The 12,251-nt window shown below is 61.8% G+C and carries 14 protein-coding genes; 6 read left to right on the forward strand and 8 right to left on the reverse strand.

Annotated elements, in window-relative coordinates:
• Positions 1-10 precede the first annotated feature (10 nt).
• Entirely contained in the window at positions 11-1,045 is a 1,035-nt protein-coding gene (locus AB4N98_RS14455; protein WP_017530968.1) for a type IV pilus twitching motility protein PilT, read from the forward strand.
• A gap of 148 nt (positions 1,046-1,193) precedes the next feature.
• On the opposite strand, the gene AB4N98_RS14460 is transcribed toward AB4N98_RS14455, so the two are convergent.
• Positions 1,194-1,829, reverse strand: a complete 636-nt coding sequence (locus tag AB4N98_RS14460; protein WP_017530969.1) for a C40 family peptidase — start codon at positions 1,827-1,829, stop codon at positions 1,194-1,196.
• Positions 1,830-2,079: 250 nt separating this feature from the next.
• Here AB4N98_RS14460 and AB4N98_RS14465 point away from each other — a divergent pair, with 250 nt between their 5' ends.
• Positions 2,080-2,508 (forward strand): NINE protein, encoded by a 429-nt coding sequence (locus AB4N98_RS14465; RefSeq protein ID WP_017530970.1) that lies wholly within the window; start codon positions 2,080-2,082, stop codon positions 2,506-2,508.
• 142 nt (positions 2,509-2,650) lie between these two features.
• On the opposite strand, the gene AB4N98_RS14470 is transcribed toward AB4N98_RS14465, so the two are convergent.
• The 7 genes from AB4N98_RS14470 to gshB form a co-directional block, all read right to left on the reverse strand.
• Positions 2,651-3,922 carry a dihydroorotase gene (locus tag AB4N98_RS14470; protein WP_065879316.1) on the reverse strand — a complete coding sequence of 424 codons (1,272 nt, stop codon included), beginning with the start codon at positions 3,920-3,922 and terminating at the stop codon, positions 2,651-2,653.
• On the reverse strand, positions 3,919-4,923 hold the full coding sequence (locus AB4N98_RS14475; RefSeq protein ID WP_017530972.1) for an aspartate carbamoyltransferase catalytic subunit: 1,005 nt from the start codon (positions 4,921-4,923) through the stop codon (positions 3,919-3,921). The genes AB4N98_RS14470 and AB4N98_RS14475 overlap by 4 nt, the downstream gene beginning before the upstream one ends.
• A 24-nt stretch (positions 4,924-4,947) precedes the next feature.
• Positions 4,948-5,454 carry a bifunctional pyr operon transcriptional regulator/uracil phosphoribosyltransferase PyrR gene (gene pyrR, locus AB4N98_RS14480; RefSeq protein WP_065879317.1) on the reverse strand — a complete coding sequence of 169 codons (507 nt, stop codon included), beginning with the start codon at positions 5,452-5,454 and terminating at the stop codon, positions 4,948-4,950.
• 83 nt (positions 5,455-5,537) lie between these two features.
• Positions 5,538-5,975, reverse strand: a complete 438-nt coding sequence (gene ruvX / locus AB4N98_RS14485) for a Holliday junction resolvase RuvX (RefSeq protein WP_017530974.1) — start codon at positions 5,973-5,975, stop codon at positions 5,538-5,540.
• Positions 5,975-6,544, reverse strand: coding sequence for a YqgE/AlgH family protein (locus AB4N98_RS14490; RefSeq protein WP_017530975.1), 570 nt, complete (start codon positions 6,542-6,544; stop codon positions 5,975-5,977). The genes ruvX and AB4N98_RS14490 overlap by 1 nt, the downstream gene beginning before the upstream one ends.
• A 77-nt stretch (positions 6,545-6,621) precedes the next feature.
• Positions 6,622-7,527, reverse strand: coding sequence for an energy transducer TonB (locus AB4N98_RS14495; protein ID WP_017530976.1), 906 nt, complete (start codon positions 7,525-7,527; stop codon positions 6,622-6,624).
• Positions 7,528-7,604: 77 nt separating this feature from the next.
• The gene (gene gshB, locus AB4N98_RS14500; protein ID WP_065879318.1) at positions 7,605-8,558 is read right to left on the reverse strand and encodes a glutathione synthase; all 954 of its coding nucleotides are present in this window, start codon (positions 8,556-8,558) and stop codon (positions 7,605-7,607) included.
• 239 nt (positions 8,559-8,797) lie between these two features.
• On the opposite strand from gshB, the gene pilG reads away from it, so the two are divergent.
• Genes pilG through AB4N98_RS14520 form a run of 4 tightly spaced genes read left to right on the forward strand, consistent with a single transcriptional unit; the run spans position 8,798 to position 12,202 of the window.
• Positions 8,798-9,205, forward strand: a complete 408-nt coding sequence (gene pilG / locus AB4N98_RS14505) for a twitching motility response regulator PilG (protein ID WP_003176671.1) — start codon at positions 8,798-8,800, stop codon at positions 9,203-9,205.
• Between the two features lie 46 nt (positions 9,206-9,251).
• Entirely contained in the window at positions 9,252-9,617 is a 366-nt protein-coding gene (pilH, locus tag AB4N98_RS14510; RefSeq protein WP_014720320.1) for a twitching motility response regulator PilH, read from the forward strand.
• Between the two features lie 12 nt (positions 9,618-9,629).
• Positions 9,630-10,154: a chemotaxis protein CheW gene (locus AB4N98_RS14515; RefSeq protein ID WP_116078164.1), complete on the forward strand. Its 525-nt coding sequence runs from the start codon at positions 9,630-9,632 to the stop codon at positions 10,152-10,154.
• Positions 10,151-12,202 carry a methyl-accepting chemotaxis protein gene (locus AB4N98_RS14520; RefSeq protein WP_017530979.1) on the forward strand — a complete coding sequence of 684 codons (2,052 nt, stop codon included), beginning with the start codon at positions 10,151-10,153 and terminating at the stop codon, positions 12,200-12,202. The genes AB4N98_RS14515 and AB4N98_RS14520 overlap by 4 nt, the downstream gene beginning before the upstream one ends.
• Positions 12,203-12,251: the final 49 nt, after the last annotated feature.

The following is a 12,251-nucleotide window of genomic DNA, read 5'->3' on the forward strand; positions in this document are numbered from 1 at the left end:
GGAAAGCCCTATGGATATCACTGAATTGCTTACGGTTGGGGTGCGCCGGGGCGCCTCCGACCTGCATCTGTCGGCTGGCCTGGTGCCCATGCTGAGAATCGATGGCGAGGTTTGGCCCCTGGATTGGCCGGTGCTTTCATCCCGGCAAGTTGCGGACTTGTTAAGCCCTTTGCTCAACGAGCACCAACAAAACGATTTCGAAACATCTCTTGAAACGGATTTTTCCTTCGAGCTGCCCGGCGTGGCGCGGTTCCGGGCAAACGTGTTCCAGCAGGATCGCGGCATGGGCGCAGTGTTTCGCGCCATCCCGGCCGAGGTCCAGAGTTTGGAGAACCTGGGCTTGGGCGATGTATTCCAGCGTATCGCCCGGTTGCCGCGCGGCCTGGTACTGGTGACCGGGCCTACCGGCTCCGGCAAGTCCACCACCCTGGCGGCGATGATCGATCATCTCAACCAGCACCGTCGCCAGCACATCCTCACGTTGGAAGACCCCATCGAATTTATCCACAGGCCGAAAACCGCGCTGATCAATCAACGCCAGGTACACCGTGATACGCACAGCTTTGCGGCAGCGCTGCGCTCGGCACTGCGCGAAGACCCGGATGTGATCCTGGTGGGCGAGTTGCGCGACCTGGAAACCATTCGCCTGGCGTTGACGGCGGCAGAGACCGGGCACTTGGTGTTCGGCACCTTGCACACCACCTCGGCGGCAAAGACCGTAGACCGCCTGGTGGATGTGTTCCCTGCAGGTGAAAAAGCCATGGTGCGTTCGATGCTGTCGGAGTCGCTGCAAGCCGTGGTGTCCCAGGTACTGGTGAAGAGGCTCGGCGGCGGGCGCGTGGCGGCCCATGAAATCATGCTGGGCACACCAGCCATTCGTAACCTGATCCGCGAGGACAAGGTGGCGCAGATGGTCTCGGCGATCCAGACGGGCGGGGCGCTGGGGATGAAAACGCTGGATATGAGTTTGAAGGCGCTGGTCACGGAGGGAGTGATCAGCCGTGAAGAGGCGCGAGAGAAAGCGCGGGTGCCTGGGGATATCTGAGGGTTTGTGAACGACAAAAATCAAATGTGGGAGGGGCGGTGCGACGATTCGACTTGCTCCCGATAGCGGTGGATCAGTCAGCTTATTTGTAGCTGACTCACTGCCATCGGGAGCAAACCCCCCACATTTACGGCGTTTCAGCTTTGGATCAGCGCTGCACTACCCGCAAGCTGTTCTGCTCTTTGGGCAGAACCCGCTTGGCAATCACGTAGTTCTTGTCCCAGAACGGTTTTTTCAGGGTGTCGATGCTTACCGACTTGCCACGACGCGGTGCGTGAATGAAGCGGTCGTTGCCCAGGTAGATGGCAACGTGGTTCACCTGGCGGCTCTTGAGTTTGAAGAACAATAGGTCGCCGGGTTTCAGATCCTTGCGGTCAACCTTCTGCCCGTGGCCAGCGGCCATGGCATTGGAGGTGCGTGGCAAGTCCACGGCGGCGACGTCGTTAAACGCATATTTCACCAGGCCGCTGCAGTCGAACCCTTTACTTGGGCTGCTGCCGCCCCAACGATAAGGCGTACCGAGCACATTTACAGCGCGGCTGAGGACGTTGCTGCTTTGCTTGGTGTTGACTGCCATCAGGCCTGGGGCTGTTTTACCGTGGGCCTTGCTCAGTTGAGTCGGGCGGCTGACGGTCGGCTTTACCGATTTGGCAGTGCTTGGGGTGCTGTGGACTTTAGGGGTAAAACCGTTAACGTTCGGAAGTCGTTGCTCACGATTGGTGGCGTGGGCGGCCAGTGGCATTAATAGGCAAATGGTTAGCCATGTCTTGAAAAATGGTCGCATTAGGCGTGGCTCTTATGGGTTTGCGCGCAACTTTATAACAGCTTTTTGTGTCGTTCTCAGGCCGTTTGTCGACTGAACCTTGGGGTCAAAACCCGGAAAAACGCGACGATTCGCCGCAATTGTCCTACACAAGTCAGGTGGCATAAGGCTTTCAGGGCAGTGAAGATACCATTTGCCGTACGTCGGGCGCGCGTAAAAAAGTCACAAAGAAAGTGAAAAAATTTATCTATCGAAGCAAAAGAGGTACGCCATGAACACCTATCAACAGGTTGGTCCGCAGCAAGACACCCACAGTAAGGTGATCGGTTACCTATTGTGGATTTTCGGTTTTACCGGGGCGCACCGCTTTTATTACGGTAAACCCGTTACCGGTACGATCTGGTTTTTCACCCTTGGCTTGTTGGGTATTGGCTGGTTGATCGACCTGTTCCTGATCCCGGCCATGGACCGTGAAGCCGACCTGCGTTTTACCGCCGGGCCCATCGAATACAACGTGGCCTGGATCCTGTTGGCGTTTCTTGGGGTGTTCGGTGTGCATCGCATGTACCAGGGCAAATGGATCTCCGGCCTGATCTACCTGCTGACCGGCGGCTTGTTCCTGGTGGGGGTGCTGTATGACTTCTGGACGCTGAATACGCAGATCTCGATTCGCAATGCCGAGCGCAATGGCGGACGTTGACTCCAGAAGCCTACACATAACCAACTGTGGGAGGGGGCTTGCTCCCGATTGCGGTGCATCAGTAAACAATTAAGTGACTGATACACCGCTATCGGGAGCAAGCCCCCTCCCACATGGTTACTGTGCTCGCTCTAGACTGATTTTAGGCCTGGTAGCTGATGCGGCCGTCTACCAGCGTGTAACGCACCGTTGCCGGCAATGCATGGCCGATGAACGGGCAGTTCTCGCCCTTGGACAACCAGTGTTCGCCGGCAATCGTGGAGCTTGCCGGATCAAACAGCACCAGGTCCGCCGCCGCACCCACCGCCAGCTTACCCGCCGGCAGGCGCAAGGCTTCGGCCGGGCCGGCGCTCAGGCGCGCCAGCAATGTCGGCAAGTCCAGCAAGCCATCTTCCACCAGCGTCATCGCCAACGGCAGCAACAGCTCGACGCTGCTGATACCCGGTTCTGTCGCGCCAAACGGCGCCAGCTTGGCGTCGCGCTCGTGGGGTTGGTGGTGGCTGGAGATCGCCGAGACCACACCCGACTTCACGGCCGCGCGCAAACCGTCGCGGTCGGCCAGGGTGCGCAGCGGCGGCTGCACGTGGTACAGGCTGGAGAAGTCGATCAGCGCCTCATCCGTCAGGATCAACTGATACAACGCCACATCCGCCGTCACCGGCAGGCCACGGGCCTGGGCCTGGGCAATCAGGGCCACGCCTCGGGCGCTGGTCAGTTGGCTGAAGTGCGCACGCACGCCGCTTTGTTCCACCAGCAGCAGGTCGCGGGCCAGGGCCACGGTTTCGGCGGTTTCCGGAATGCCCGGCAGGCCGAGGAAGCTGGCCACGGCGCCTTCATGGGCCAGGCCGCCTTCGGCCAGGTCGCGGTCCTGGGAGTGGAAGATCACCGTTAGATCGAAGGTGGCCGCATATTCCAGGGCGCGGCACAGGGTGCGGGTGCTGCGAAAGCTCTCCAAACCGTTGCCGAAGGCCACGCAACCGGCGTCGCGCAGCGCAATGAGCTCTGCAAGCTGTTCGCCTTCCAGGCCTTTGCTCAGGGCGCCGATGGGGAACACTTTGCAATTGCCAGCTTCACGGGCACGGTCGAGGATCAGCTCGGTCACCGCCGAGGTGTCCAGGATTGGCTTGGTATGCGGCGGGCAGCACAGGCTGGTCACGCCACCGGCCGCGGCGGCGCGGGTTTCGCTGGCGATGCTGCCTTTGCGGCTGTAACCGGGCTCGCGCAGGGCGACGTTCAGGTCCACCAGGCCAGGCGCGGCGACCAGGCCTTTGGCGTCGATGGTCTGGCTGGCACTGAAGCCGCTGGGGGCGGCACCGAGGGCAATGATCTTGCCGGCTTCCAGATGAAGATCGGTCACTTGATCCAGGCCACTGGCCGGGTCGATAACGCGAGCGCCAATAATGCTGAGCTTCACTGGGCGTTCTCCTGCTCGAATTGACGTTGCGCGGTTTGCCCGCTCATGGCCATGGACAACACTGCCATGCGCACGGCGATGCCGTAGGTGACCTGGTTGAGGATCACCGACTGGTTGCCGTCGGCCACTGCCGACTCAATCTCCACCCCTCGGTTGATCGGGCCCGGGTGCATCACGATGGCATCCGGCTTGGCCCCGGCCAGGCGTGCGGTGGTCAGGCCGAACAGGCGATAGAATTCACCTTCGCTCGGCAGCAGGCCACCGGCCATGCGCTCGCGTTGCAGGCGCAGCATGATCACCACGTCCACGCCCTTGAGGCCTTCGGCCATGTCGGTGTAGACCTTCACGCCGTATTGCTCGATACCGATCGGCAGCAGGGTCTTTGGCGCGATGACGCGGATGTCGGGGCAACCCAGGGTTTTCAGGGCCAGCATGTTCGAGCGCGCGACACGCGAATGCAGGATGTCGCCGACGATGGCCACCGAGAGGTTTTCAAAGCTGCCCTTGTGCCGACGAATGGTGAGCATGTCGAGCATGCCCTGGGTCGGGTGGGCGTGGCGGCCGTCGCCGCCGTTGATGATCGCCACTTGCGGGCACACGTGCTCGGCGATGAAATGCGCGGCGCCGGAGTCGCCATGGCGTACCACGAACATGTCGGCGGCCATGGCTTCCAGGTTGCGCAGGGTGTCGAGCAGTGTCTCGCCCTTGCTCGCCGACGAGGTGGACACGTTCAGCGTGATCACGTCGGCCGACAGCCGCTGGGCCGCCAGTTCAAAGGTGGTACGGGTGCGCGTGGAGTTCTCGAAGAACACGTTGCAGATGGTTTTGCCGCGCAGCAGTGGGACTTTCTTCACCGCCCGGCCACCGACTTCGAGAAACGAGTCGGCCGTGTCGAGGATTTCGGTGAGCAGTTCGCGGGGCAAACCGTCGAGGGACAAGAAGTGTTGCAACTGGCCCTGAGCATTGAGCTGCAGCGGGCGCTTGGCATCTAGAGGCGTCATCGCGGGGACTCTTTACAAGGCGGTTTAAAGGGCAAGGTCTTGCAGTTCGAGTTCGAGCGGCGTGGGACCGGACAATTTTACCCGTTGCCGGGCGGCAAGCGACAGCGTGGCGCCGACCACATCCGGGCTGATCGGCAGTTCGCCGGCGTCCAGGTCCAGCAGGCAGACCAGCGTGATGCTGGCCGGGCGGCCGTAGTCGAACAGCTCGTTCATGGCGGCGCGGATGGTGCGGCCGCTCATCAGCACGTCGTCGATCAACACCAGATGCTGGCCTTCGATCTCGAACGGCAGGGCGGACGGGCGCACCTGCGGGTGCAGGCCGTTCTGGCTGAAGTCGTCGCGGTAGAAGGATACGTCCAGGGTGCCCAGGGGCGAATCGCTGTCCAGTGCCTCCAGCAGCGCCTGCGCCACCCACACACCGCCGGTGCGAATGCCGATAAAGCGCGGCTCGCTGATGCTGCGGTGTTCCAGGTGCGCCTTGAGGCGTGTCGCCATCTGGGCGATCAGTTCGGTGGGATTCGGCAGGCTCATGGTGGCTCCTTCAAACGCCTTGCGCGGCGGGTGGCCTGCAAGGTCCGGGCTCAAACGTAAAAAGACGCGGCAAGCCGCGTCAGTCAGGATTCAAATAACGCCGTGTTTTCATCCAGCCAACCCTGCAACAGCAGCGCGGCCGCGATAGCGTCCACGGGGTTGTCGCGGTAGCTGCCCTTTTGCCCGCCACGGTCACGTCGCTCACCCTTGGCTTCGAAGGTGGTCAGGCGTTCGTCGTGGGTATAGAAGGGAATGTTGTAGCGGCCGTTGAGGCGGCGGGCGAACTTTTCGGCGCGCAGGCACATGTCGCTGGGGGTGCCGTCCATGTTCAGAGGCAGGCCGACCACCACCGCATCGGGTTTCCATTCGTTGATCAACGCTTCGACCTGATTCCAGTCCGGTATGCCGTTCTGGGCCTTGAGGGTGCACAGTTCGCGGGCCTGGCCGGTGATGACCTGGCCGACCGCAACGCCGATCTGTTTGGTGCCGTAGTCAAAACCCAGGATCAGACGCAAGGCCATCAGGCGTGCCCTGCCTGGCTGGTCAACAAACTAAGGTTGACTCGCAGCTTGGCGGCGGCCGCTTCAAGGCGCAGTTCGCTGGCGGTGTTGAACAGGATGTCGGCGTCGAACGGGCAGGTCAGCCAGGCATTACTGGCCAGTTCGGTTTCCAACTGCCCGGCTTCCCAGCCGGCGTAACCCAGGGTGATGACGCTTTGCTCGGGGCCCACGCCATCGGCAATCGCAAACAACACGTCCTGGGAGGTGGACAGCGACACACCGTCCAGGTCCACCGTGGCCTGGAACTTGGGCCCGGTGGGGTGCAGCACAAAACCTCGATCAGTCTGCACCGGCCCGCCGATGTAGATCGGCACATGCTGGCAACGGGCCGGCGGCTCTATCTCGGGGCGCAACTGCTCGAGGATATCGGCCAGGCTCAGCTCCTGCGGGCGGTTTACCACCAACCCCATGGCACCATTGGCCGTGTGCTCGACGATATAGGTCAAGGTCTGCGCAAAGTTCGGGTCGGCCATGTGGGGCATGGCAATCAGGAATTGGTGCTTGAGGTAAGTCGGGCTGACATTTTTCATGTCCGCTAGTGTGGCGTTGGAGGGGCGAACTGACAAGCTGGAGTTCTTGTGTTGTGCGCTCACTACACAGGCAGCGGTCAGTTGCTGGAGAGCCGATCGCCCTTGGCGAATTTCCAGGTGCGGATGATTTCCAGACGGTCCACGTCGTTCAAGTCCCCGGTAAACGGGGCGAACGGCGCGGCCAGGCGCACGATGCGCTGGGCGGCCTGGTCCAACAGCGGCTGGCCGGAGGATTCCAGCACCTGTACCTCATAGAGCGAGCCATCGCGGTTGATCGACACCAATAGCCGCAAGTTGCCGTAAATCTGTTGGCGACGGGCCTCGTCCGGGTAATTGAGGTTGCCGATACGCTCGACCTTCTTGCGCCACTCGTCCTTATACCAGGCGCCTTTATCGCGCATGGTGGAGGCGGCGTTCAGGCGGTAGATGCGTGGGCGCTTGGCGTACAGCTGCTGTTCATTGGCCAGTTCGGCTTCCAGGCTGGAGATCTGGTCGGACAGCTGCGAGCTGTCAAACGTCGGCGCTGGCTTCACCGGTTCCGGCTGCGGCTCGGTCTTGGTTTTTTCGCGCTGGACCGGCGCTTTTTGCGGTTTGGGCGCGACGGTGGCCACCGCTGGCTTGGGCGTGGCCTGCTTGATTTCGGGCTTGGGCGCCGGAGGTGGCGTGACTTTGTTGACCTTGTTGTCCTGGAACGGCGCCACTTCAGTGGTCTTGGGGATGGCTTTCTTGTCCAGGGTGCCGCTGCCCTGCTGGTTGTCCTGGGCGAGAAAGTCTGCCTTCTCAGGCTTTTTTTCGCTTTTGAACGTGGCGAGGGTGATTTCCAGGGTCTTGGTGATCTGCTTGGGCTCGACCATGGTGAACCCCACGCCGAGGAGCACGGCCAGGTGAATCAGCGCGGCCAGAAACAGGGTAAAACCGAGCCGATCAGCCGGGCGCACGCCGCTGTGGGAGAGTTCGGGAGGCAGATTGGACGGGAGTGTCATGACAAAAAAACCAACATCGCGCGTTTCACAGGTCGCGCATGATAACGCAATGTTGGTGCGTGTCCGGCTGTTCTATGTCACTTGGCTTGTAGCTTGCGCTCAATGGCGGCCATCAGCATTTCGCCGATGTTCGTGCCAAATGCATTGTCGATCTCACGGATACAGGTGGGGCTGGTGACGTTGATTTCGGTGAGGTTCTCACCAATTACGTCAAGGCCTACAAACAGCAAGCCCTTTTCCCGCAGCGTCGGGCCAACCTGGCTGGCGATCCAGCGGTCCTTGTCCGACAACGGCCGCGCTTCGCCACGACCGCCTGCCGCCAGGTTGCCACGGGTCTCGCCCGCTGCCGGGATGCGCGCCAGGCAGTAATCCACCGGCTCGCCGTCGATCATCAGGATGCGCTTGTCGCCATCCTTGATTGCCGGCAGGTAGGCCTGGCCCATGATCTGCTGGGTGCCCAGGGCGGTCAGGGTTTCGAGGATCACCGACAGGTTCGGGTCGCCGGCGCGATGACGGAAAATCGAGGTGCCGCCCATGCCGTCCAGCGGCTTGAGGATCACATCGCCATGCTTGGCGGCAAATTCACGCAGCACATCGGCGCGGCGGCTGACCACGGTCGGCGGCGTGCACTGCGGGAACAACGTGGCGAACAGCTTTTCGTTGCAGTCGCGCAGGCTCTGCGGCTTGTTGACGATCAGCACGCCGGCGCGCTCGGCCTGCTCCAGCAGGTAGGTGGAGTAGACAAATTCCATGTCGAACGGCGGGTCCTTGCGCATCAGGATCACATCCAGATCGCTCAACGGGCTGTCGATCTCGTCTGAAAGCTCAAACCACTTCTCGGGGTTGGCGAACACCTGCAACGGGCGCATGCGTGCGCGGGCCTCGCCGTCGCCCTGGTACAAGTCGCGCTGTTCCATATAGAACAGGGTCCAGCCGCGGGCCTGGGCGGCCAGGAGCATGGCCAGCGAGCTGTCCTTTTTATAGGAGATGCTGGCGATAGGGTCCATGACAATGCCGACGCGAACGCTCATGGGGGATTTCCTCTAGCAAATTAGGGCGCATAAAAGTGGCGTCAGAGTGGCGCTGCAGTTGTTGTGGGTCAAGGAAAAACCACCGGGCGAGTGCCTCGATAGATTGCTCTTCGAGACTGTGCTAAAAAGGCTGCCACGGCGCAGCAGCCCTTGAATTCCAAGGCCTGCGGGGCTCATCCTGTGCAACATCAGGCAGTACGCACCGAAAACCGATTCGCTGTGGCGATGGTAGAGCAGATATGGAACAGCATTCCAACGCCTTGAGAGTGATGGTGATCGACGATTCGAAAACGATCCGCCGCACCGCCGAGACGCTGTTGAAGAACGTGGGCTGCGATGTCATCACGGCCATCGACGGTTTCGATGCCCTGGCCCGGATTGTTGATCATCACCCGCACATTATCTTTGTCGACATCATGATGCCGCGCCTGGATGGCTATCAGACCTGCGCCTTGGTGAAGAACAACCCGGCGTTCAAGTCGATCCCGGTGATCATGCTGTCCTCCAAGGACGGCCTGTTCGACAAGGCCAAGGGGCGCATCGTCGGTGTCGATCAGTTTTTGACCAAGCCTTTCAGCAAGGAAGAACTGCTGAGCGCGATCAAGGCCTACGTGCCGGGGTTCGCCGCAGTTGAACAAGCACACTGACGTCGCCTTACAAGGGCCGGCGCCGACCAATGTAATGGGGAAAACCATGGCACGTGTTCTGATCGTCGACGATTCGCCGACTGAAATGTACAAACTGACCGGCATGCTGGAAAAGCACGGCCACCAGGTCCTCAAGGCCGAAAACGGCGCCGATGGCGTAGCCCTGGCCCGCCAGGAAAAACCCGATGCGGTCCTGATGGACATCGTGATGCCGGGCCTCAATGGCTTCCAGGCCACCCGCCAATTGTCCAAGGAGCCGGAAACCAACGGCATCCCCATCATCATCATCACCACCAAAGACCAGGAAACCGACAAGATCTGGGGCGCGCGCCAGGGCGCCAAGGACTACCTGACCAAGCCGGTGGACGAAGAAACCCTGATCGCCACCTTGAACAAGGTACTGGCCGGCTGACGGCACGCCATCATGACCGAGTCGCAAACCGCCTTCGAGCTGTTGCTGGACATCGACCGCCGCTGCCGCCTGTTGGCCGCCGACCTGCCGTCCCAGGAAGCCCGCCTGCAGCGCTGGAGTGGTATCGGCTTTCGCCTGGGTGAGCATTGGTATGTGGCGCCGATGGGCGAAGTCGCCGAGGTGCTGCACGAGCCGCGCTGCACGTTGATGCCGGGCGTCAAGGCCTGGGTCAAAGGGGTGGCCAACCTGCGCGGGCGCCTGCTGCCGGTGATGGACCTGGGCGGTTTCCTTGGCCTTGCGCTGTCCAAGGTGCGCAAGCAACGCCGGGTGCTGGTGGTGGAATACAACGATCTGTTTGTCGGGCTGCTGGTGGACGAGGTGGTGGGGATGCAGCATTTCGCACAAGACGCCTTGCTGGCCAATGCCAGCCCCGGCGCGCCGTTTATCCAGGGCCGGTTTGACGGCGACCCGTCCTGGCAGGTCTTCAGCCCCTTCGCTCTGGCCCGGGCCCCGGGTTTCTTGGATGTCGCCGCATGACCACCGTTACCCCACCCAAACCCCAGGCCGGCTCGCGCAGCCGCTCACAGATCATCGTGCTGTTTATCGCGTTGATCGTGTTCATCATGCTGTTGTTCGCCAACTTCGCGTACCTCAACACCCAGTCCACCTACGACAAACAGTACATCGGCCACGCCGGTGAACTGCGTGTGCTGTCGCAACGTATTGCCAAAAACGCCACCGAGGCCGCCGCCGGCAAGGCTGCCGCCTTCAAACTGCTGGGCGATGCGCGCAACGACTTCGCCCAGCGTTGGGGCTACCTGAAAAAAGGCGACCCGGATACCGGCCTGCCGGCCGCGCCCGGTGCGGTACGCGCCGAAATGCGCGCGGTGCAGACCGACTGGGAAGCACTGCTGAAAAACACCGACGCGATCCTCGCCAGCGAACAGACCGTGTTGTCCCTGCACCAAGTGGCCGCGACCCTGGCCGAAACCGTGCCGCAATTGCAGATGGAGTCGGAAAAAGTCGTCGACATCCTGTTGCAACGCGGTGCACCGGCCAGCCAGGTGGCGGTTGCCCAGCGCCAGTCGCTGTTGGCCGAGCGTATTCTGGGCGCGGTCAATACGGTGCTGGCCGGTGACGAAACCGCCGTGCAGGCCGCCGATGCCTTTGGCCGTGATGCCGCGCGCTTCGGCCAGGTGCTCAATGGCATGCTCAACGGTAACCCGGGCCTGCGCATCACCCAGGTCGAAGACCGCGACGCCCGCGCGCGGCTGACGGAAATCGCCGAGCTGTTCGAGTTCGTCTCAGGCTCGGTGGATGAAATCCTCGAAACCTCGCCGCAGCTGTTCCAGGTGCGCGCCTCGGCGAGCAATATTTTCAACCTGTCGCAAACCCTGCTCGATGAAGCCTCGCACCTGGCCACCGGTTTCGAGAACCTGGCCAGCGGGCGCAGTTTCGACACCATCGGCGGCTATGTGCTGGGCCTGCTGGCGTTGACCTCGATTATCCTGATCGGCCTGGTGATGGTGCGCGAGACCAACCGCCAACTGCACGAGACCGCCGAGAAGAACGAGCGCAACCAGAACGCGATCATGCGCCTGCTCGATGAAATCGAAGACTTGGCCGACGGCGACCTCACCGTGACCGCCTCGGTGACCGAAGACTTCACCGGCACCATCGCCGACTCGATCAACTACTCCGTGGACCAGCTGCGTGACCTGGTCGCAACGATCAACCTCACCGCCGGGCAGGTGGCCGGCGCGGTGCAGGACACCCAGGCCACCGCCATGCACCTGGCCCAGGCCTCGGAGCATCAAGCCCAGCAGATCGCCGAAGCCTCCACGGCGATCAACCAGATGGCCCAGTCCATCGACCAGGTATCGGCCAACGCCGCTGAGTCGTCGGCGGTGGCGGAGCGCTCGGTAGAAATCGCCAACAAGGGCAACGAGGTGGTGCACAACACCATCCACGGCATGGACAACATCCGCGAACAGATCCAGGACACCGCCAAGCGCATCAAGCGCCTGGGTGAATCGTCCCAAGAGATCGGCGACATCGTCAGCCTGATCGACGACATTGCCGAACAGACCAACATCCTCGCCCTCAACGCGGCGATCCAGGCGAGCATGGCCGGCGATGCCGGGCGCGGTTTCGCAGTGGTGGCCGATGAAGTGCAACGGCTGGCCGAACGCTCGTCGGCGGCCACCCGGCAGATCGAGACCCTGGTGCGGGCGATCCAGGCCGACACCAACGAAGCGGTCATCTCCATGGAGCAGACCACCACCGAAGTGGTACGCGGCGCCCGGCTGGCCCAGGACGCAGGCGTGGCGCTGGAAGAGATCGAAGGCGTGTCGAAAACCCTGGCGGCGTTGATCCAGAGTATTTCCAACGCGGCGCAACAACAGACCTCGTCGGCGGGGCAGATCTCCCTGACCATGAACGTGATCCAGCAGATCACCACCCAGACGTCGTCCGGTTCCACCGCTACGGCGGAAAGCATCGGCAATTTGGCGAAGATGGCCAGCCAGTTGCGCCGGTCGGTGTCGGGTTTTACCCTGCCACCGCCCAAACAGGCTGATGATTGAAACGCGATCCAAAGACCACCACAGCCCAATGTGGGAGGGGCTTGCCCCC

The organism is Pseudomonas sp. S3_E10, assembly GCF_054667615.1.

What these genes read in the sequence shown, in the direction of transcription:
- gshB (WP_065879318.1), bottom strand. Translation starts at nt 8,558, where the DNA reads ATGAGCGTTCGCGTCGGCATTGTCATGGACCCTATCGCCAGCATCTCC.
- AB4N98_RS14515 (WP_116078164.1), top strand. Translation starts at nt 9,630, where the DNA reads ATGACCGAGTCGCAAACCGCCTTCGAGCTGTTGCTGGACATCGACCGC.
- ruvX (WP_017530974.1), bottom strand. Translation starts at nt 5,975, where the DNA reads ATGGCCTTGCGTCTGATCCTGGGTTTTGACTACGGCACCAAACAGATC.
- AB4N98_RS14460 (WP_017530969.1), bottom strand. Translation starts at nt 1,829, where the DNA reads ATGCGACCATTTTTCAAGACATGGCTAACCATTTGCCTATTAATGCCA.
- AB4N98_RS14495 (WP_017530976.1), bottom strand. Translation starts at nt 7,527, where the DNA reads ATGACACTCCCGTCCAATCTGCCTCCCGAACTCTCCCACAGCGGCGTG.
- AB4N98_RS14475 (WP_017530972.1), bottom strand. Translation starts at nt 4,923, where the DNA reads ATGACGCCTCTAGATGCCAAGCGCCCGCTGCAGCTCAATGCTCAGGGC.
- pilG (WP_003176671.1), top strand. Translation starts at nt 8,798, where the DNA reads ATGGAACAGCATTCCAACGCCTTGAGAGTGATGGTGATCGACGATTCG.
- AB4N98_RS14465 (WP_017530970.1), top strand. Translation starts at nt 2,080, where the DNA reads ATGAACACCTATCAACAGGTTGGTCCGCAGCAAGACACCCACAGTAAG.
- pilH (WP_014720320.1), top strand. Translation starts at nt 9,252, where the DNA reads ATGGCACGTGTTCTGATCGTCGACGATTCGCCGACTGAAATGTACAAA.
- AB4N98_RS14455 (WP_017530968.1), top strand. Translation starts at nt 11, where the DNA reads ATGGATATCACTGAATTGCTTACGGTTGGGGTGCGCCGGGGCGCCTCC.
- AB4N98_RS14490 (WP_017530975.1), bottom strand. Translation starts at nt 6,544, where the DNA reads ATGAAAAATGTCAGCCCGACTTACCTCAAGCACCAATTCCTGATTGCC.
- pyrR (WP_065879317.1), bottom strand. Translation starts at nt 5,454, where the DNA reads ATGAGCCTGCCGAATCCCACCGAACTGATCGCCCAGATGGCGACACGC.
- AB4N98_RS14520 (WP_017530979.1), top strand. Translation starts at nt 10,151, where the DNA reads ATGACCACCGTTACCCCACCCAAACCCCAGGCCGGCTCGCGCAGCCGC.